This window comes from Gryllotalpicola sp. (assembly GCF_027352875.1).
Classification (GTDB): Bacteria; Actinomycetota; Actinomycetes; order Actinomycetales; family Microbacteriaceae; genus Gryllotalpicola.
Window position 1 is genome coordinate 19,517 of record NZ_DAIEII010000027.1, and the last position, 18,799, is coordinate 38,315.

Annotated in this window: 18 protein-coding genes; 2 read left to right on the forward strand and 16 right to left on the reverse strand. The window is 70.3% G+C overall.

Annotated elements, in window-relative coordinates:
* Positions 1 to 38: 38 nt before the first annotated feature.
* The 8 genes from era to hrcA are packed head-to-tail and all read right to left on the reverse strand — an operon-like array spanning position 39 to position 6,516.
* Entirely contained in the window at positions 39 to 941 is a 903-nt protein-coding gene (gene era / locus M7D61_RS03730; protein WP_298227740.1) for a GTPase Era, read from the reverse strand.
* Positions 934 to 1,791, reverse strand: coding sequence for a hemolysin family protein (locus M7D61_RS03735; protein ID WP_298227742.1), 858 nt, complete (start codon positions 1,789 to 1,791; stop codon positions 934 to 936). The genes era and M7D61_RS03735 overlap by 8 nt, the downstream gene beginning before the upstream one ends.
* Positions 1,792 to 1,796: 5 nt before the next feature.
* Positions 1,797 to 2,258 carry an rRNA maturation RNase YbeY gene (ybeY, locus tag M7D61_RS03740; protein ID WP_298227744.1) on the reverse strand — a complete coding sequence of 154 codons (462 nt, stop codon included), beginning with the start codon at positions 2,256 to 2,258 and terminating at the stop codon, positions 1,797 to 1,799.
* Positions 2,255 to 3,262: a PhoH family protein gene (locus M7D61_RS03745; RefSeq protein WP_298227777.1), complete on the reverse strand. Its 1,008-nt coding sequence runs from the start codon at positions 3,260 to 3,262 to the stop codon at positions 2,255 to 2,257. The genes ybeY and M7D61_RS03745 overlap by 4 nt, the downstream gene beginning before the upstream one ends.
* A gap of 43 nt (positions 3,263 to 3,305) precedes the next feature.
* A complete protein-coding gene (locus M7D61_RS03750) occupies positions 3,306 to 3,653 on the reverse strand; it encodes a histidine triad nucleotide-binding protein (protein WP_298227746.1) in 348 nt (115 codons plus the stop codon).
* A 12-nt stretch (positions 3,654 to 3,665) separates the two neighbouring features.
* Positions 3,666 to 4,394 (reverse strand): 16S rRNA (uracil(1498)-N(3))-methyltransferase, encoded by a 729-nt coding sequence (locus M7D61_RS03755; RefSeq protein WP_298227748.1) that lies wholly within the window; start codon positions 4,392 to 4,394, stop codon positions 3,666 to 3,668.
* Between the two features lie 8 nt (positions 4,395 to 4,402).
* Positions 4,403 to 5,506 (reverse strand): molecular chaperone DnaJ, encoded by a 1,104-nt coding sequence (gene dnaJ, locus M7D61_RS03760; protein ID WP_298227750.1) that lies wholly within the window; start codon positions 5,504 to 5,506, stop codon positions 4,403 to 4,405.
* Positions 5,506 to 6,516, reverse strand: a complete 1,011-nt coding sequence (gene hrcA, locus M7D61_RS03765) for a heat-inducible transcriptional repressor HrcA (protein ID WP_298227752.1) — start codon at positions 6,514 to 6,516, stop codon at positions 5,506 to 5,508. Before hrcA ends, dnaJ begins: the two co-directional genes overlap by 1 nt.
* Positions 6,517 to 6,621: 105 nt before the next feature.
* Between hrcA and M7D61_RS03770 the strand changes: the two genes are divergently transcribed.
* Positions 6,622 to 6,972, forward strand: coding sequence for a DUF4870 domain-containing protein (locus M7D61_RS03770; RefSeq protein WP_298227754.1), 351 nt, complete (start codon positions 6,622 to 6,624; stop codon positions 6,970 to 6,972).
* Here M7D61_RS03770 and hemW read toward each other — a convergent pair.
* From hemW to M7D61_RS03800, 6 genes are all read right to left on the reverse strand, one after another.
* Positions 6,965 to 8,191 carry a radical SAM family heme chaperone HemW gene (gene hemW, locus M7D61_RS03775; RefSeq protein ID WP_298227756.1) on the reverse strand — a complete coding sequence of 409 codons (1,227 nt, stop codon included), beginning with the start codon at positions 8,189 to 8,191 and terminating at the stop codon, positions 6,965 to 6,967. The two genes, M7D61_RS03770 and hemW, sit on opposite strands and share 8 nt — an antisense overlap.
* 36 nt (positions 8,192 to 8,227) lie before the next feature.
* Positions 8,228 to 10,003, reverse strand: coding sequence for an acyl-CoA dehydrogenase C-terminal domain-containing protein (locus M7D61_RS03780; protein WP_298227759.1), 1,776 nt, complete (start codon positions 10,001 to 10,003; stop codon positions 8,228 to 8,230).
* Positions 10,004 to 10,107: 104 nt separating this feature from the next.
* Positions 10,108 to 10,749, reverse strand: a complete 642-nt coding sequence (locus M7D61_RS03785; protein WP_298227761.1) for a DUF1990 domain-containing protein — start codon at positions 10,747 to 10,749, stop codon at positions 10,108 to 10,110.
* Positions 10,749 to 11,918 carry an ATP-binding protein gene (locus M7D61_RS03790; RefSeq protein WP_298227763.1) on the reverse strand — a complete coding sequence of 390 codons (1,170 nt, stop codon included), beginning with the start codon at positions 11,916 to 11,918 and terminating at the stop codon, positions 10,749 to 10,751. Before M7D61_RS03790 ends, M7D61_RS03785 begins: the two co-directional genes overlap by 1 nt.
* Before the next feature lie 27 nt (positions 11,919 to 11,945).
* A complete protein-coding gene (lepA, locus tag M7D61_RS03795) occupies positions 11,946 to 13,799 on the reverse strand; it encodes a translation elongation factor 4 (protein ID WP_298227765.1) in 1,854 nt (617 codons plus the stop codon).
* A 12-nt stretch (positions 13,800 to 13,811) separates the two neighbouring features.
* Complete coding sequence (locus M7D61_RS03800) at positions 13,812 to 14,951, reverse strand: aminotransferase class I/II-fold pyridoxal phosphate-dependent enzyme (RefSeq protein ID WP_298227767.1); 1,140 nt, start codon at positions 14,949 to 14,951, stop codon at positions 13,812 to 13,814.
* A gap of 137 nt (positions 14,952 to 15,088) precedes the next feature.
* On the opposite strand from M7D61_RS03800, the gene rpsT reads away from it, so the two are divergent.
* Positions 15,089 to 15,349 (forward strand): 30S ribosomal protein S20, encoded by a 261-nt coding sequence (rpsT, locus tag M7D61_RS03805; RefSeq protein WP_298227769.1) that lies wholly within the window; start codon positions 15,089 to 15,091, stop codon positions 15,347 to 15,349.
* A 244-nt stretch (positions 15,350 to 15,593) separates the two neighbouring features.
* Here rpsT and holA read toward each other — a convergent pair whose 3' ends face one another.
* Positions 15,594 to 16,619, reverse strand: coding sequence for a DNA polymerase III subunit delta (gene holA / locus M7D61_RS03810; RefSeq protein WP_298227771.1), 1,026 nt, complete (start codon positions 16,617 to 16,619; stop codon positions 15,594 to 15,596).
* Between the two features lie 25 nt (positions 16,620 to 16,644).
* On the reverse strand, positions 16,645 to 18,799 hold a 2,155-nt coding region (locus M7D61_RS03815), incomplete at its 5' end, for a ComEC/Rec2 family competence protein (protein ID WP_298227773.1).

The window sequence follows — 18,799 nt, forward strand, 5'->3', positions numbered from 1 at the left end:
CGCGACGCGCGCCGGGCAGGGACCGGCGCGCCATGAACTCAGAAACCCAGACGGCCCAATTGCTTAGGGTCGCGCTGCCATTCCTTGGCGACCTTGACCCGGATGGACAGGAACACTCTCGTGCCGAGCAGCGCCTCGATCGGGGCGCGCGCGGTCTGACCGATCTGCCTGAGGCGCTCGCCCCCCTTGCCGATGACGATGCCCTTCTGGCTGTCGCGCTCGACGAACAGGTTGGCGTAGACGACGGTAACGCCGTCGTCGCGCTCGACGATGTCGTCGATTGTCACGGCGACGGAGTGCGGCAGCTCGTCGCGCGCCTCTTCGAGGACGGCTTCGCGGACGTATTCGGCGATGCGCTGCACGGAATCCTCGTCGGTCACCGCATCGTCGGGGTAGAGCTGCGGGGATTCCGGCAGCAGGGCCACGAGCACGCTCACAAGCTCGTCCAGCTGGCGGCCGGTCAGCGCCGAGATCGGTACGATGTCGTCCCACTCCCGCAGCGCCTGCACCGCGAGGAGCTGCTCGGCGAGGCGTGGATTCGTCACCGTGTCGGTCTTCGTGACGATAGCGACCTTCTTCGCGCCGGGGTGCCGGTCGAGCTGCTCGCTGACGAACCGGTCACCCGGGCCGATCGCCTCGTTCGCGGGCAGGCACATTCCGATGACGTCGACGCCGCCGAGCGTCTCATCGACGACGGCGTTGAGCCGTTCGCCGAGCAGCGTGCGGGGCCGATGCACGCCAGGGGTGTCGACGACGACGAGCTGGGCGTGCGGCAGGTGGACGATGCCGCGGATGGCGCGGCGCGTCGTCTGCGGCTTCGACGAGGTGATCGCGACCTTCTGGCCGACCAGGGCGTTCATCAGGGTCGACTTGCCGACGTTCGGCCGACCGACGAACGACACGAAGCCGGCCCGATACGGCTCCGCCGGTGCCTCAGCCATCGCCGTCCTCCTCGCGTCGGGCGACGAGGACGGTCGCGATCCGGCCGCGGCGGCCCTCAACGCGCTCGGCGGTGAGGGTGAGTGGTCCGACGTCGACGGCGTCGCCGGCGGCCGGCAGGCGACCCAGGTGCTTGGTGAGCAGTCCGCCCACCGAGTCGACGTCGTCGTCCTCGAGCTCGAGCTCGAAGAGCTCGCCGAGCTCTTCGACGTTGTAGCGGGCGGCGATGCGGTAAGTGCGGTCGTCGATGCGCTCGACACCCGGCGCCTCGCGATCATACTCGTCGGCGATGTCACCGACGAGCTCCTCGATGAGGTCCTCCAGCGTGACGAGGCCGGCGATGCCGCCGTACTCGTCGACGACGAGCGCGAGATGGTTCGACTCGGCCTGCATCTGCCTCAGCAGCGCGTCGGCGCGCATGGATTCCGGCACGAAGACCCCGGGCTTCTGCAGCGCCGCCACGGGCGTCGTGTCGGCATCCGCCGGACGCTCGAACACGAGCCGGGCGACATCGCGCAGGTACAGGACACCGGTGACGTCGTCGGCGTCGGAGGCGGTGACGGGCATCCGCGAGACGCCGCGGCCCAGGAACACGCCCATGGCCTCGGCGGCGGTGTCGCCGACGCCGACGGTCACCATGTCGGTGCGGGGCACCATGACCTCGCGCACCACCGTGTCGCTGAAGTCGAAGATCGAATGGATGAGCTCGGCGTCCTCCTCCTCGATGGCCTCGTGCTCGGCCTGATCGTCGACGAGGCTGAGGAGCTGCTCCTCGCCGGCGTCCTCCGCGGCATCCCCGCGCACAGCGAGCCGTGCGAAGAAGCGCGAGAGCGCTGCGGCGAGTCGGCGCATCCCGCCTACCGTTTGCGCTCAGCGAGGGCGAAGCCGACGAGGATGTCGCGCTGGATGCCGAACATCTCGCGCTCCTCGGCGGGGTCGGCGTGATCGAATCCGAGCAGGTGGAGCAGCCCGTGGACGGTGAGCAGGAGGAGCTCGTCCTGCAGTGCGTGCCCGGCGGTCTCCGCCTGCACCTGGGCGACCTGCGGGCAGAGCACGATGTCGCCGAGGAGGCCGGCCGGCGTGGGCGACTCCTCGGTGCCGGGGCGCAACTCGTCCATGGGGAAACTCAGCACGTCGGTGGGGCCGGGCTCGTCCATCCACTGCACGTGGAGCTGCTCCATGGCGGCCTCGTCGACGAGCACGAGGGCGAGCTCGGCATCCGGACTCACGTGCAGCGAGTACAGCGCGTAGTGCACGACCCGCTGGAGCAGCGCCTCATCGACCTCGACGGCGGACTCGTTGTTGACCTCGACGCTCACTGGCGGGGCTTGCCTCTCTTGACGGTGGGGTCCGCGGGGCGGCGCGCGGCCCGGTCCGCGAACTCGCGGGCCTGCTCGCGCTCGACGTGGGCCGCCTGCTGCTTCTGGTCGTATGCCGTGTAGGCGTCGATGATGCGGCCGACGAGGCTGTGGCGCACGACGTCGTCGCTCGTCAGCGTCGCGAAGTGGATGTCATCGACTCCGGCGAGCACGCGGGTGACCAGTCGGAGGCCCGACGCCCCCGCCGGCAGATCGATCTGCGTGACGTCGCCCGTGATGACCATGCGCGAGCCGAAGCCGAGCCGGGTGAGGAACATCTTCATCTGCTCAGGGGTCGTGTTCTGCGCCTCGTCGAGCACGATGAACGAGCTGTTGAGGGTGCGACCGCGCATGTATGCCAGTGGTGCAACCTCGATGGTGCCCGAGGCGAGGAGCTTCGGCACGATCTCGGGATCAAGCATCTCGTTGAGCGCGTCATAGAGCGGCCGAAGATACGGGTCGATCTTCTCCGTCAGCGTTCCCGGCAGGTAGCCGAGCCGCTCTCCCGCCTCGATCGCCGGGCGCGACAGGATGATGCGCTCGACCTCCTTGCGCTGCAGAGCCTGCACGGCCTTGGCCATTGCGAGGTAGGTCTTGCCCGTACCCGCGGGGCCGATGCCGAACACGATGGTGCTCCGGTCGATGGCGTGGACGTAGTCGCTCTGCCCCTTGGTCATGGGGCGTATGGTCTTGCCGCGCACCTGCAGGATCGCCTCGCCCAGCACCGCGGCGGGGCTCTGGCCGGAGTCGACGAGGCGTCGGCCCTTGCTCACCTCGACGGGGTGGAGGTCGTGGCCGTTCTCGACGAGGGCGATGAGCTCCTCGACGAGAGTGCGCGCGGACGCCACGTGCTCGGCCTCTCCGCTCAGCGTGATCTCGTTGCCGCGCACGTGCACCTCGACGCCCGGGTACTGCTTCTCGAGGGTGGTGAGCAGGCGGTCCTGCGGGCCGAGGAGACGCACCATCGCCACGCCGTCCACCTGCAGCTGGGTCTGCACCTGCTCGCCGCTAGAAGCCAATGGTGCTCTCCGTGAGGCCGCCGCCGAGCAGGTGCGCATGAACGTGGAACACGGTCTGACCCGCCTCGGGGCCGGTGTTGAACAGGAGCCGGTACTGCCCGTTCGAATACTCGTCCGCGAGCTCCTGCGCGACCGCCACGATCTCGGCGAGCAGCCCGGGATCGCCTGCCGCGAGCTCGGTGATGTTGGCGTACTGCTCGGTCTTGGGCACGATGAGGAAGTGCACCGGCGCCTTGGGCGCGATGTCCTTGAAGGCGATGAGGCGGTCCGTCTCGCGCACGATGAGCGCAGGGATCTCCCGCGCGATGATACGGGAGAAGACCGAGGGCTCACTCATGGCTCAAGTCTGTCACCACCGCGCCAGCGGCACGTTGAGGACGGCGAGCGCGGCCGGCCCCGCGGTGGAGGTGCGCAGCACCGTGCCGCCGAGGCGGCGCAGCTCGCCGCCGGCGTCCTGCAGCGCCTCGAGCTCGGCGGGGGCGATGCCGCCTTCGGGCCCGACGACGAGCAGGATTCCGCGCCCGTCCGGCTGGAGCGAGGCGAGCGGCTCGCGCGCATCCGGCTCGAGGACGACGAGACGCCACGAGGATGCGAGTACGCCCAACTGCGTCGTCGAGACGAGCGGCAGCACCTCGGGCAACCACGGGCGCACGGCCTGTTTGGACGCCTCCCGCGCGATCGCCGCCCAGCGTTCGCGGCCCTTCTCGGCCTTCTCGCCGCCCCACCGAGGCACCGAGCGCTCGGCCTGCCAGGGGATGACGACGTCGATGCCCAGCTCGGTAGCGGCCTGCACGGCGAGCTCGTCACGGTCGCCCTTCGCCAGTGCCTGCGCGAGTGCGATCTTGACCGTTGGTGCAGCCTGCTGCTCGACGGAATCCACCATGAGCTCGACGGCCGAGGGCTGTACCGAGGTCGCCCGGGCGCGCACAACGAGACCACGGCCGTTTCCCACCATGAGCTCATCGCCGACGCGGGTGCGCGCGACCTGAGCGGCGTGTCGCGCCTCGGAGCCGGTGAGGCGCACCGACGCGCCGATGCGCGTCTCCGCCAGCGTCTCGTCGAGGTAGAAGTTGGCCACGGGACGCCTCAGAGGAAGCGATCGCGGAGCTTCGCGAAGAGCCCCTGCTGGAACCGGGCGAGGCGCGGGGCGGCATCCTTGCGGTGTCCCTTGAACTGCTCGATGAGCTGCTTCTCGGCGGCGGCGAGCTTGGTCGGGGTGATAACTTGCACACCGATGCGCAGATCACCGCGACCGCTTCCGCGCAGATGCGTCACGCCCCGGCCTTTCACCGTGATGACGTCGGCCGACTGCGCGCCCGGCTTGAGGTCGACGTCGACCGGACCGTCGAGCGCTTCGACCATCGTCTTCGCACCGAGGATGGCGTCCGCCATCGACACCTCGAGCGTCGCGAGCAGATCGTCCCCCTCGCGGCTGAACACGTCGTCGTGCTTGACCCGGATCTCCAGGTAGAGGTCGCCGTGGGGACCCCCCGCCGGGCCGGCCTCGCCCTTGCCGGAGAGCTGCAGGCGCAATCCGGTGTCGACTCCGGCGGGGATGTCGACCGGGATCGTCGTGTGGGCGCGGACCCTCCCCTGGCCCTGGCAGGTGGCACAGGGGGTCGCGATGATGGTGCCGTAGCCGCGGCAGACCCCGCACGGACTCGACGTGACGACGTTGCCGAGGAGCGAACGCACCTGGCGCTGGACGTGACCGCTGCCGCCGCAGACATCGCACGTCACGGGCTGGGTGCCGGGCTGGCAGCAGGTGCCGCCGCAGGTCTCGCAGACGATGGCGGTGTCGACCTCGAGATCGCGGTGCGCCCCGAAGATCACCTCGGCGAGCTCGACGTCGACACGCAGCAGCGCGTCCTGCCCGCGCTCGGCGCGCGAACGCGGCCGAGCGCCGGCCGACCCGCCGCCCCCGCCGAAGAACGCGTTGAACACGTCCTCGAAGCCGAAGCCCTGCGTGCCGCCGAAGCTGCCGGTCTGCCCGCCGCGGTCGTACTGCTGGCGGGATTGCGGGTCGCTGAGCACGTCGTAGGCGTGGGTGACGAGCTTGAAGCGTTCCTCCGCATCGTCGCTGCCGTTGACATCGGGATGCAGTTCACGGGCGAGCCTGCGATACGCCTTCTTGATCTCGTCCTGGCTGGCGTCGCGTTCGACTCCGAGGACCTCGTAATGGTCCGCCACTACTCCCCCAGCAGCCGACTGAGATAGCGGGCGATCGCGCGCACCGCAGCCATGTTCGATGAATAGTCCATGCGCGTAGGTCCCAGCACACCCAGCCTGCCCAGACCTCCGCCGTAGTCGCTGGTGAGCAGCGAGGTCTCGGCGAGGCCGACCGCGACGTTCTCACGCCCGATGCTCACCGCCACCCCATGCTGCTCGCTCGCCATCTCGCCGAAGATCTTGAGCAACTCGACCTGCTGCTCGATCGCCTCGAGCACCGGATAGATGCTGCCCGAGAAGTCGTGCTCGGTGCGCACCAGATTGGCGGTGCCGGCCATGAGCAGACGCTCCGACCGGGTCGACTCGATCTCGGCGACGAGCGCGGCCGCAAGCTCCGCAGCGAGAGGGCGCGACGCGGACTCCACCGAGTCGGGGAGAGCCTCGAGCAGTGCCGCAGCATCCGTCATCGTCGCGCCGGTGACAGCGGCATTCACGGCGTCGCGCAGCGCATGGAGCGCCTCGGGGTCGATCTCGGACGAGGTCTCGACGACGCGCTGTTCGACCGAGGCGTTGTCGGTGATGAGGACCGCGAGCAGCCGTCTCGGCCCCATCGTCACGAGCTCGATGTGCCGTACCCTGGCGCGCGACAGTTGCGGGTACTGCAGCAGGGCCACCTGGTGGGTGAGCTGGGCGAGCGCACGAACGGTGCGCGCCAGGACGTCGTCGATGTCGAGGCTCTCGCCGACGAACGCCTCGATGGCATTGCGCTGCGCGCTCGTGAGCGGCCGCACCTCGTCGAGCTGGTCGACGAACACCCGGTAGCCCTTGTCGGTCGGGACGCGACCGGCTGAGGTGTGGGGGGCGACGATGAGCTCCTCGTCCTCGAGCGCTGCCATGTCGTTGCGGATGGTCGCGGCCGAGACGCCGAAGGCGTGCTTGTCCACGATGCTCTTCGAGCCCACGGGCTCGCGCGTCGCGACATAGTCGTGGACGATCGCGCGGAGCACCTGCAGCCCGCGTTCCGAGACCATGGCGCCCCTCTCGCTAGCACTCCACCATTCTGAGTGCCAATCGTAACGCCACCCGATGGCAATCCGCCGTTGCCCGCGGGCACCCGCCACCGCTACCTTGGCCGCATGACCTACACGCGACCCGCGTCGCCCCTCAATCCGGCGGACGAGAAGATGTACGCCATCCTCACCCACGTGCTGGGAATCTTCTTCAGCTTCATCCCCTCGCTCATCACGTTCCTGGTCTTCAAGGATCGCGGGCCGTTCCTGCGCCAGCACAGCGTCGCCGCGCTCAATTTCCAGATCACCATGGCCATCGCCTATGCGGTCGGGTGGATCCTGACGGCGATCTTGATCGGCGGCTTCATCGTCGCCGCGGCCGGCATCCTGACCCTGATCTTCAGCATCCTCGCCGCGGTCGCGGCGAGCCAGGGCCGCCCGTACACCTACCCGCTGTCCATCGCGTTCATCAAGTAGTCGTCAGGCGCCGCACGACGGCGTCGGCGAGCAGGCGGCCCTTTCGGGTGAGCACGATGCTCCCCGCCAGGGCCGCTTTCGCGTCGACGAGCTCGTCGGCGATGAGCCCGGCGACAGCAGTGCGCGCGGCCGTCGGCAGCTCGACGGTCGGGACGCCGTCGACAATGCGCGTGCGCAGCAGGATCATCTCCATACGGCGGGTTCCGGCATCCAGCGTCTCGCGCCCGACGGCGGGCGACACGCCCTGAGCGAGGCGCTGCGCATACGCGGCCGGGTGCTTCGCATTCCACCAGCGCACCCCGCCGATGTGGCTGTGCGCGCCGGGACCGACCCCCCACCAGTCGTGGCCGAGCCAGTAGCCGAGGTTGTGCCGCGAACGGTGCTCCTCGCCGCGCGACCAGTTGCTCACCTCGTACCAGCCATAGCCGGCCGCCCCCAGCAGCTCGTCGGCGAGCTCGTACATGTCGGCCTCGAGGTCGTCGTCCGGCCGACCGACCTCGCCGCTGCGGATCTGCCGGGCGAGCTTCGTGCCGTCCTCGACGATGAGCGCGTAGGCGGAGAGGTGATCGGGCTCGGCTGCGACCGCCGCGTCGAGCGAGGTGCGCCAGTCGGCGAGCGACTCGCCCGGGGTGCCATAGATGAGGTCGAGGCTGACGTCGAGGCCGGCCCGCCGCGCCCAGTCAACGACGAGAGGGATGCGCTCCGGGTCGTGCGTGCGCTCCAGCGTCGCCAGCACCCGCGGCACCGCCGACTGCATCCCGAACGAAACGCGGGTGAAGCCGGCGTCGGCGAGTCGCCGGAGATCGTCGGCGCCGACGGAGTCGGGGTTCGCCTCGGTGGTGACCTCCGCGCCGTCGGCGATGCCCCAGGCGCTGCGGATCGCGCCGAGCATCCGCGCGAGATCCGCGGGCGGCAGCAGTGTCGGGGTGCCGCCGCCGAAGAACACGGTCGCCGCCTCGCGCTGCGGCAGACCGGATCGCTCGAGCACGCCACGCGCGAACGCGATCTCGGCGCCCGCCTGCTCGGCGTAGTCGGACTGCTTCACCCCCCGCAGCTCGGTCGCGGTGTAGGTGTTGAAGTCGCAGTAGCCGCAGCGAACCCGGCAGAACGGCACGTGCACGTACACGCCGAGGTCGCGGTGCGTCGCGCCTTCGGCAGCCTGTGCGGGGAGGAGCCCATCCTCGGGCGCCGGGTCCGCGATGGGCAGGCTGCTGGGCATCAGCCGATCATCGCACGGCGGTGCGCCGCTGCTGTCTCAGCCGGCGAGCTGCGCCGGCGACAGGGTGTAGAGATCGCCCCTGCCGCGGGTGACCGCACCGAGCAACGCGCCCGCCGCCGGCAGAAGCTGCTCGGCGTGGAAGCGGGCGAGCACGAGTTTGGTCTCGGCGAACTCGGCGTCGCCGAGGTCCTTCGCCACGAGCGCCTCGCGGGCGAGCAGCCAGGCCGAGAGCACGAGGCCCCACATGCGCAGATACGGCGCCGAACCGGCGAGCGCCGAGTCGAAGTCGCCGCCGGCGCTTGTCTGCAACAGCCATCCCGTCGCCTTCTTCAGCGCGCCGAGGTTCGCGGCGAGACCCGAGCGGATGGCGGCGAAGCCCTCGCCGGCCGCTTCCAGGGTGCCGTCGATGGCGCCGATCTCCTCGAGGTACTCGAGCGCCGACTGCCCCTGACGGATGCCGAGCTTGCGGCCCACGAGGTCGGCGGCTTGGATACCGTTCGTGCCCTCGTAGATGGGCAGGATGCGCGCATCGCGGTACTGCTGCGCGATGCCGGTCTCCTCGATGAATCCGGCGCCGCCGAAGACCTGGAGAGCGGTCGAGGACAGCTCCACGCCGAGGTCGGTGCCGAAGGCCTTGCAGATCGGGGTGAGGAGGCCGACGATCTCGTCCTCGCGCTGACGGACGGCCGCGTCAGGATGGCGCTTCGCCCGGTCGCCGTGACCTGCGTTGAGCAGGATGAGCGCGCGCAGCGCGTCGAGCTGGGCGCGCTGAGTGAGCAGCATCCGGCGCACGTCCGGGTGCTCGATGATCGCCACCGGCTCAGTGCCGCCGACTGCTGTGCCCTGGATGCGCTCCTGGGCATACGCGAGCGACTTCTGGTAGGCGCGCGAGGCCACCGCGAGGCCCTCGAGGCCGACGGACAGGCGCGCGTTGTTCATCATGACGAACATGATCCGCATGCCCTTGTTCTCCTGGCCGATGAGGTAGCCCGTGGCGCGCTCGTAGGACATCACGCACGTCGGCGAGCCATGGAGGCCCAGCTTGTGCTCGACGGAGAGGCACTTCAGTGAGTTCGCCTCACCCAGCGAGCCGTCGGGGTTCACGAGGTACTTCGGCACGATGAAGATCGAGATGCCGGCCGTGCCTTCCGGCGCGCCCGGGGTGCGGGCGAGCACGAGGTGGACCTTCTGCTGGGTGAGGTCGTGCTCGCCGTAGCTGATGAAGATCTTCTGACCGGTGATCGCGAAGGTGCCGTCGCCGTTCGGCACGGCCTTCGTCGTCAGCGCGCCGACGTCCGATCCGGCGTGGGGCTCGGTGAGGTTCATCGTGCCCGTCCAGTCGCCGGCGACCATGTGCGGCAGATATGTGGCCTTCTGCTCGTCGCTGCCGTAGTGGAGCAGCGCGTCGACGGCGCCCTGGGTGAGCAGCGGAGCGAGCGAGAACGCGATGCTTGCTGAGGTGAGGATCTCCTGCAGCGCAAGGCCGGCCACGGCGGGGAATCCGCCGCCGCCGAACTCGTCGGGGAACTGCAGGCCCGTCCAGCCGCCGGCGCGGTAGGCGTCGTACGCCTCCTGGTAGCCCTTCGGAGTGGTCACGCTGTAGTCGGGATTCCACCTGGCGCCCTCGACGTCGCCGGCGCGGTCGAGCGGCGCGACCTTCTCGACGATGAATTCGCTCGCGGCGGCGAGGAGGTCCCTCACCGTCTCGAGGTCGGCGTGGCCGTAACCGGGCAGGGCCGCGATCTCGTCGTAGCCGACGATGTGCTCGAGGACGAAGGAAAGGTCATTGAGAGGGGGCTGGTAGTCACTCACCGTCCTGGTCTACTCCACGGAGCCGCGCGCTCACAATGACTTGGGCGCGTTCTGAAGCACCGCCGCGCCGTGCCTGCCGCCCGGGTGCGGAACGGCGCCAGAGGTCAGCCGACAGCAGGGTGGAGCGCGCGCAGGAAGCGCGTCGTCAGCGTGCGAAAGACGCTCCGGGTGATCGGGGTCAGCAGACGGTAGAGCGGCCCCGACGCCCGCGAGAACGCGCGGATGGTGAACCAGACGCTGTCGTCGGCGAGCCAGTCGAGGAAGAACGCCTCCTCGCCGCTCGCGGGATGCCCCGCCAGCGTGCCATAGGCGAAGCCGAACCGGCGCGGCTCGTCGATGACGTAGACGACGCGCACCGGGGAATCCACATGGAAGGGGCCGACGCCGAGCCTCAGCACCGCGCTCACCCCGTTGGCGACGTTCGGCTGGCCGTCGGGACCGTACACGATCTCGGGCGGCGCCTCGGGCGCGACGGGGGACCCGGATTCGTCGTACCGCAGCCCCGGGTACTGCTCGCCCGTGCCTGCGGTGACGTCGCGGACCTCGAGGCCGGCGCCGCGCTGGACCTCCCAGGCGAGCATTGCTTCGCGCGATGCCGCGAAGCGCTCGGCGCCGGAGCCGAGCCGGATGCTGCGTTCGATCGGGCGGAAGCCGCGCGGCGGGTACTGCAGCAGGTCGGAGCGCTGCGTGGCCCCGACAGCGCCGTAGGTCACCGGGATGTCGACGAATGTCGCGCGCCGCGCCATCACAGGACGTCCTCGCCGGTCAGCGGGAGCAGGGCCGACACCGTCGCGCCGCCGCCCGGCCGGCTCGCCAGCGCGAGCCGGCCCCCGCGTGTCGCAAGCCGCTCTTCCAACCGCTTCAGCCCGCTCGGCACCGCTGCGGGGTCGACGCCGTCTCCGTCGTCGTCGACCTCCACCTGCAGCACCCCCGCCGAGTCGACGGCGAGGGAGATCCGGAGCGCGGTCGCCTTCCCGTGCCGGAGGGCGTTCGTGACGGCCTCCTCGAGAACCCGGATTGCGAGGATCCGCAGCTCGAACGGCAGCCCCCCCGGGGTGGCGGTCTCCGCCACGGCGACGGACTCGTCGATCTGCGTCGTCACCGCGATGCTCGGCGGGATCCGGCCGATGAGGATGCGGGCCGCGTGCACCAGCCCGAGGTCGATGCCGACCGGGAAGAGCATCCTGCTCACATCACGCACTCCCTGTTCGCGGAGCCGGTCGAGCTCATCGCGCACCCAGCCGAGGTCGCGCGCGATCTCGGCCTCGCGGGGGTCGTCCTGCGCAAGCTTCTCCGCGGTATGGGCGAGATGAATGTTGAGCATGACGAGCTGCTGCTGCACGGTGCCGTGCAGCCCGTCGGCGACATCGCGACGAACCCGCAACTCCTCGTCCCGAAGCGCCTCCAGCGCAGAGGACGCCACTCGCGCCCGCTCCGCCGAGGTGCGCTCCTCCTGCACCACCCGGTTCTGGAACTCGGCGAGGGCGAGAGCGGTCGTGATCGAGAACGCCGATGTGATGGACGCGGGGATGACGTCGAGCAGCAGCGCACCCGTGTCGCCGAAGGCATGCACGCCGAAGTCGACCTGCAGCGCACCCCGCGCCACCGCTGCGACGACGGACGCCCCGACGAGGAACGCGATCTTCGCCGGCCACGGCATTCGCCGCATCGGCACGAACCAGGCTGGGACGACGATGAGGAGCGAACCGCAAATGTTCGCGAGCAAGCGCGGGCCGATGGGAATGGATTCGCCCCGAATCTGCAGCACCGCCGATTGAAACGCCGACCCGGCGGCGAAGATCGCCAACGCGGCCGCGGTGGCGACGAAGAATACCCTGCGATAGCGCCGGTCGTCCCGGCGCTCGTCCGGCGCCGCGTCGGAGCGCCCCCTGGGGCGCGGCACCGTTCGCGTCATCGTCGTGAGGACCGGACCCGGAGGTCGCTAGTCCTTCTCCTTGCGTTCGGCGGTGTCGCCCGAGAGCGCGGCGATGAAGGCCTCCTGAGGAACCTCGACGCGCCCCACCATCTTCATGCGCTTCTTGCCCTCCTTCTGCTTCTCGAGCAGTTTGCGCTTGCGTGTGATGTCGCCGCCATAGCACTTTGCGAGGACATCCTTGCGCATCGCGCGGATGGACTCGCGCGCGATGATCCGCGCACCGATCGCCGCCTGCACCGGCACCTCGAACTGCTGGCGCGGAATGAGCTCTTTGAGGCGGCCCGTCATGAGCACGCCGTAGGCGTAGGCCTTGTCGCGGTGCACGATCGCGCTGAAGGCGTCGACCTGCTCGCCCTGCAGCAGGATGTCGACCTTGACGAGGTCGGCCTCCTGATCGCCCATCGGTTCGTAGTCGAGACTGGCATAGCCCTGGGTTCGGCTCTTGAGGTGGTCGAAGAAGTCGAAGACGATCTCGCCGAGCGGCATGGAGTAGCGGATCTCCACGCGATCCGTGCCGAGATAGTCCATGCCGAGCAGCGTGCCGCGGCGGCTCTGGCAGAGATCCATGATCGTGCCGACGTAGTCCTTGGGGGCGAGGATCGCCGCGCGCACCACCGGTTCGCGCACCGTCTTCACCTTGCCGGTCGGGAACTCGCTCGGATTCATCACCGCGATGGTCCGGCCGTCGTCGGTTGTCACCTCATAGACGACACTCGGCGCCGTCGTGATGATGTCGAGTCCGAACTCGCGCTCGAGGCGCTCGGTGACGATCTCGAGGTGCAGCAGGCCGAGGAACCCGCACCGGAACCCGAACCCGAGCGCGACGGAGGTCTCGGGCTCGTAGTTCAGTGCCGCGTCCGAGAGCTTGAGCTTGTCGAGGGCCTCGCGGAGATCGGGATAGTCGGAGCCGTCGATCGGGTAGAGACCGGAGAACACCATCGGCTTCGGGTCGGTGTACCCGGCCAGCGCCTCCGTCGCGGGGTGGTGGGCGTTCGTGACGGTGTCGCCGACCTTCGACTGGCGGACGTCCTTGACGCCCGTGATGAGGTAGCCGACCTCGCCGACGCCGAGACCCGCCGTCGGGGTCGGCTCGGGCGCGCTCACGCCGATCTCCAGCAGCTCGTGGTGCGCGCCGGTGGACATCATGACGATGCGCTCGCGCGCGGCGAGCTGGCCGTCGACCATGCGCACGTAGGTCACGACGCCGCGGTAGGCGTCGTAGACCGAGTCGAAGATCATGGCGCGGGCAGGTGCATCCGCCCGGCCCCTCGGCGCCGGGACCAGTTCGACGACGCGATCGAGAAGCGCCGCGACACCCTCGCCCGTCTTGCCGGATACCCTCAGCACGTCATCGGGCGAGCCGCCGATGAGATCGGCGAGCTCGCGGGCGTACTTCTCGGGCTCGGCAGCGGGCAGGTCGATCTTGTTGAGCACCGGGATGATGGCGAGGTCGTTCTCGAGCGCGAGGTAGAGGTTCGCGAGGGTCTGCGCCTCGATGCCCTGCGCGGCATCCACGAGGAGGATCGCACCCTCGCAGGCCGCGAGCGACCGGCTGACCTCGTAGGTGAAGTCGACGTGGCCGGGCGTGTCGATCATGTTGAGGGCGTACGCCTGACCGCCGGCCGCCCACGGCATCCGCACCGCCTGGCTCTTGATGGTGATGCCGCGCTCCCTCTCGATGTCCATGCGGTCGAGGTACTGCGCGCGCATGTCGCGGTCGGACACGACGCCGGTGAGCTGCAGCATCCGGTCGGCGAGCGTCGACTTGCCGTGATCGATGTGCGCGATGATGCAGAAATTGCGGATGCGCGCGGGGTCGGTCGCGGCCGGGACGGGACCGACATTCGTGCGGGGTGACATGACCTGTCGATTTTAGGGTGCCGGCAGAGCGTTCACGCCGAGCAGGAGGTCGTCCGGGCTCGCGGCGGCGCAGAGCCGGATCCAGCCCTCGCCGGCGGTGCCGAACGCGCTGCCCGGCGCGACGGCGACGCGCGTCTCGGAAAGGAAGCGTTCCGCCCAGGCCTGCACGTCGCCACCGGAGACATGGCTCACGTCGACCCAGAGATAGAACGCACCCTGCGGCGCGAGGTAGCGGATGCCGCGCTCGTCGAGGATCGCCGTCGCACGAGCGATGTTGCGGCGGTAGTGCGCGGCCGCCTGCTCGACATGGAACTGGTCGCCCGTGATCGCCGCGATCGCCGCGTACTGCGCCGGCTCGTTCACGCACGAGATGACGCCCTCCTGAACCCGGCGCATCACGTCGACGAGGCCGGGCGGCGTGACGAGATAGCCGATGCGGATGCCGGTCATCGCGTACGTCTTCGAGAGCGAGAACGCGCTGAGCACGCGAGCGCCGTCATCGAGCGAGCCGATGCTCACATGCGGCGTGCCGTGGGTGAACGCCTCGTACACCTCATCGCTGATGACCCACAGGTCATGGCGTTCGGCGAACGCCATGATGTCGCGCAGCACGCTCTCGGGGAACACCACTCCGATCGGGTTCGACGGCGAATTGACGATGATCGCCCTGGTCCGCGACGTCACGAGCGAGTCAAGCTCGGCGAGGTCGGGCAGGAAGCCGTTCTCGGGCAGCAGGCTGTAATAGCTCGGCACGGCCTGCAGCATCCGCGTCGACATGCTGAACGTGGTATAGCCCGGGTTCGGCACGAGCACCTCGTCGCCGACGTCGAGCACGAGGCCGAGCGCCTGGCTGATCGCCTGCGTGGCGCCGATCGTCGACCACACCTGATCGGTGGTCGCCGCGATGCCGTTGACCGCGGCGAGCTTGGCGACCACGGCCTCGCGGAACGGCAGGATGCCACCGTTCGGCGTGTAATCGGTCTTGTCGGCGTCCCATGCCGCCTTCGCCGCCGCCGCGATGTGCGGCGCCACCGGAACATCCGGCTCGCCGACGGCGAGCATGGTGACCCCATTGAGGCCGAGGGCCGCCTCGTGGATGCGCCGGATGCCGGACGCGGGGACCAGGTCGATATGAGAGGCGAGCTTCGGCATGCGTTTCAGCCTAGGGGCGGCCGCTGATAGACTCCGTTGTTGGCTTGCGCAGCGGTTCCCACGCCCTGCGAATCGCCGGACGGGCCCCTCTACCCCGCCACCGGCTCTCTCCATCCGAATCGACGAAAGACACTCCGTTGGCAAACATCAAGTCGCAGATCAAGCGCATCGGCACCAACAAGAAGCGCGAAGAGCGCAACAAGGCCGTCAAGAGCGAACTCAAGACGCTGGTCCGCAACACCACCAAGGCCGTCGCCGCGGGCGACAAGGCCGCCGCCGAGGCCGCGCTCAAGGCCGCCTCGAAGAAGCTCGACAAGGCCGTGAGCAAGGGCGTCATCCACGCCAACCAGGCCGCGAACCGCAAGTCGGGCATCGCCAAGAAGATCGCGGCGCTCTGAGCTAGTCTGGTGCGCCGGTCCTTGCCCGGCGCACCGCAGTCGGCTTGACGACGCTGCTGCGCACGGCGCCGGCAAAGCCGCCGCCTCCTAGAGCGTGTCGCGCTTGTCGGCACGCCGGTCCTTGCCCGGCGCACCGCAGTTGGCTTGACGACGCTGCTGCGCACGGCGCCGGCAAAGCCGCCGCCTCCTAGAGCGTGTCGCGCCGGGCTCCTCGTCAGCGGGGCCCAACATCAGTTGGCGACGCTCAGCGAGCGGAACCGCGGGAGGCGATGACGGCGATGAGGCGCTCGAGGGCGTAGACGGGATCGCGGCCGGCACCCTTCACCTCGGCATCTGCCGCGGCCAGAGCGGTGAGCGCACCCGCGAGGCCCGCCTCGTCCCAGCCCGCGAGGTCGGCACGGGCGCGATCGACCTGCCACGGCGCGACCCCGAGAGTGCCGGCGAGCTGACCGGATGCCCCGCGCACCCCGTACACCCGGGCCATCGTGCGCACCTTGCTCGCGAACGCCGCAACCATCGGCACCGGATCGGCACCCGAGGCGAGCGCATGCCGCATCATTACGAGAGCCGCACCGTGCTCGCCGGCGATCGCGGCGTCCGCCACGCGGAACGCATTGGCCTCGACGCGGCCACCGTAGTAGCTGTCGACAAGCGCCTCGGTGATCTCGCCGACGGTGTCGTCGACGAGCTGCCGGCAGGCCGCGGCCAGTTCGGCGAGGTCGTCCGCGAACGCGGCAACGACGGCGCGGAGCGCACCAGGCTCGATCTGGCGGCGGGCACGGCGGAACTCGTCGCGCGCGAAGTCGAAGCGGTCGGAATCCCGTTTGATCTCGGCACAGACGATCTCGATGCCGCCACCGGCCCCGGCGCGGATGGCATCGAGCAGCTTCTTGCCACGCACTCCCCCGCTGTGCCGCAGCACGACGACAGCGCCGTCAGCGGGCGCGTCGAGGTAGCGCAGCGCGTCGTTGAGGAACGCGTCGGACATCGTCTGGGCGCCCGTGACCCGGATGAGACGGAGCTCGCCGAACAGCGAAGGGCTCGCGAGCGTGAAGATCTCGCCCGACGTGTACGTGGCCGCGTCGACATCGTGGATCTCGAGGGCGGGATCGGTCTCCTTGAGCGCGTCGCGGAGCCGGTGCCCCGCGCGCTCCGCGAGGACTTCCTCGGGGCCGGAGATCAGCACGATCGGGGCAGGGGAGACCTGGGACCAGGCCAGTTGCGGGATGACGGCGCGGGCGTTTTGCGCCGTCCTGCGCGGTGCGGCCACTGCGCTCTCCTTCCGTCGGTTCAGCCTAACGACGCCCCGGGCGCCACAGACCCGCCGGGTCGGCGGCGTGCTCGCTCCACATCGAGAGCACCCCGTCCGGATTCGCACGGACCAGCGACATGCCCTCCTCGTCGGTGCGCACGATCGCCGTTCCGAGCCCGCGCAGCATGGTCAGAGCGTGCTCGGTCGGATGGCCGTAATCGTTGGCGGCTCCCACCTCAAGGATTCCCAACCGGGGCCCCGCTGCCCGGTAGAGCGCGTCGTCCTGGTCGGCGGAGCCGTGATGGGCGACTTTGACGATGTCGACGGCGCCGATTCCGCCCTCCGCGAGAACCGCCGCCTGCGCCGGCGCGTCGAGATCGGCGAGGAACAGCATCGAAACCCCGCCGCCGACGAACTCGACGACCACGCCGCGCTCGTTGCTCGTCGTTAACGAGGTGTTCGCCGGATCCGGCCAGAGCACCCGCCAGGAGAGGTCGCCGAGCCGGCCGGAGTCTCCGCGCGCGGCGACATGGACCTCGGCACCCGAGCGCTCGAGAGACGTTACGCTCGCCTGCGCCCGCTCGCCGGGCGGCGGGTCGACCAGCGCCGTCGCCGTCAGCGCTCGCGCGGCATCGAGGCCCCCGACATGGTCGAGGTCGTAGTGGGTCAGGACGAGCAGGTCGATGCGGCGGATGCCGAGCCGGCCCAGACATGCGGCGAGCGGCCTCGGATCGGGGCCGGTGTCGACGAGCGCGACCTCGTCGGCGCTGCGGACGAGGACGGCGTCGCCCTGACCGACATCGCACGCCGCGACGACCCAGTCGCGCGGCATCGTCAGTGCCCGGGCCACCGCCGGCCCCGCGCTCGTCGCCGCGCCGACGACGAGCAGGATCGCCGTGGCGCCGGCGACCGCCACCCGGGCGCGGCGCAGTCCACGGCCTCCCCCCTGCGCCGCGAGCAGCGCCACCGTGCCCAGCACGAGCACCGCCGCGGCGACCCCGAGCGGACCGGGAAACCACGGCACTGCGGCGCCCGGCAGGCCAGCCGCGGTGCGGGCGACGCCGCCGATCCACGCCGCAGGCGCCCACGCCGTCCAGAGCAGGGCGACTCCGAACGGGTGCCAGAGCGGCAGCACGAGACAGCCCAGCAGCCCCAGCACGGTCGCGAACGGCGCCGCCGGCTCGGCGAGAGCATTGGCTGCGACGCCGTAGAGCGGAAGCGCCGGATTGAGCAGCACGAGGATGGGTTCGCAGGCGAGCTGCGCCGCGAGCGGCACCGCGAGCGTGAGGGCCAGAGGCCGCGGCGTCCAGCGCGCGAGCAGGGCGCCCAGGGGACCGGCGAGGAGGAGGAGACCCGCTGTGGCGGCGACCGACAGCGCGAAGCCGTAGTCGCGCGCGAACCAGGGATCGACGCCGAGAAGGACGATGACGGCGAGGCAGAGCGCCGGCAGCGACTGCCGCGGCCTGCCGGTCGCGTCGGCGACGAGCAGCACGGCGGCCATGACCGCAGCGCGCAGGACGCTTGAGCCGGGCGTGACGAGGACGACGAAGCCCGCGAGGGCCAGGGCACCGGCAAGCAGCCGCCAACGCCGCGGCATCCCGGCTGCCGCGCAGATCGCGAGCACTGCTCCGACGATGACGGCGCAGTTCGCCCCGGACACCGCGGTGAGATGGGAAAGAGATGACGCCTTCATCGCGGTGTCCAGCTCGCCGCCGACACGCGAGACGTCTCCGATCGCGAGCCCGGGCAGCAGCCCTCCGCCGTCGCCGGGCAGCGCGGCGCTCGCGGCGCTGAAACCCGCGCGGAGCGAGCCCGCCCACGACAGCAGGAGCGGCGGCCCCTCGACCGCCGTGACCTCGCCGGCGAAGACGAGCAGCGCCCGCGTGTCCTCGGGCGGGTTGATCCGTGCGGTGCCGGAGAACTCGACCCGCCCGCCGATCTCGGCGCGCGGCGGTGCGTCGACGAACACCAGCGCCGGCACGGCTCCGTCGATCGCGGTCGACCCGACGGCCACCCGGCCGACGGTGACGGGCAGCGCCCATCGCGGCGCACCCGTGAAGCCGGTGCTCGCCGCCTGCCGCACCGGCCCGGTGACCGTGCCGGTGAAGAGCCCGGTGTGCGCGCCGAGCACGTCGTCGAGCGCGGCGGGATGCCTCGCCTCGCCGTGCGCCGCCACGGCCCCGAGCGCGAGCGCCGCC

Excerpts from the sequence above, each read along its gene's own strand:
- M7D61_RS03800 (WP_298227767.1), bottom strand. The coding sequence starts at position 14,951 with ATGCCGAAGCTCGCCTCTCATATCGACCTGGTCCCCGCGTCCGGCATC.
- M7D61_RS03770 (WP_298227754.1), top strand. The coding sequence starts at position 6,622 with ATGACCTACACGCGACCCGCGTCGCCCCTCAATCCGGCGGACGAGAAG.
- hemW (WP_298227756.1), bottom strand. The coding sequence starts at position 8,191 with ATGCCCAGCAGCCTGCCCATCGCGGACCCGGCGCCCGAGGATGGGCTC.
- lepA (WP_298227765.1), bottom strand. The coding sequence starts at position 13,799 with ATGTCACCCCGCACGAATGTCGGTCCCGTCCCGGCCGCGACCGACCCC.
- M7D61_RS03785 (WP_298227761.1), bottom strand. The coding sequence starts at position 10,749 with ATGGCGCGGCGCGCGACATTCGTCGACATCCCGGTGACCTACGGCGCT.
- M7D61_RS03750 (WP_298227746.1), bottom strand. The coding sequence starts at position 3,653 with ATGAGTGAGCCCTCGGTCTTCTCCCGTATCATCGCGCGGGAGATCCCT.
- era (WP_298227740.1), bottom strand. The coding sequence starts at position 941 with ATGGCTGAGGCACCGGCGGAGCCGTATCGGGCCGGCTTCGTGTCGTTC.
- M7D61_RS03790 (WP_298227763.1), bottom strand. The coding sequence starts at position 11,918 with ATGACGCGAACGGTGCCGCGCCCCAGGGGGCGCTCCGACGCGGCGCCG.
- M7D61_RS03735 (WP_298227742.1), bottom strand. The coding sequence starts at position 1,791 with ATGCGCCGACTCGCCGCAGCGCTCTCGCGCTTCTTCGCACGGCTCGCT.
- M7D61_RS03745 (WP_298227777.1), bottom strand. The coding sequence starts at position 3,262 with ATGGTGCGTCTCCTCGGCCCGCAGGACCGCCTGCTCACCACCCTCGAG.
- hrcA (WP_298227752.1), bottom strand. The coding sequence starts at position 6,516 with ATGGTCTCGGAACGCGGGCTGCAGGTGCTCCGCGCGATCGTCCACGAC.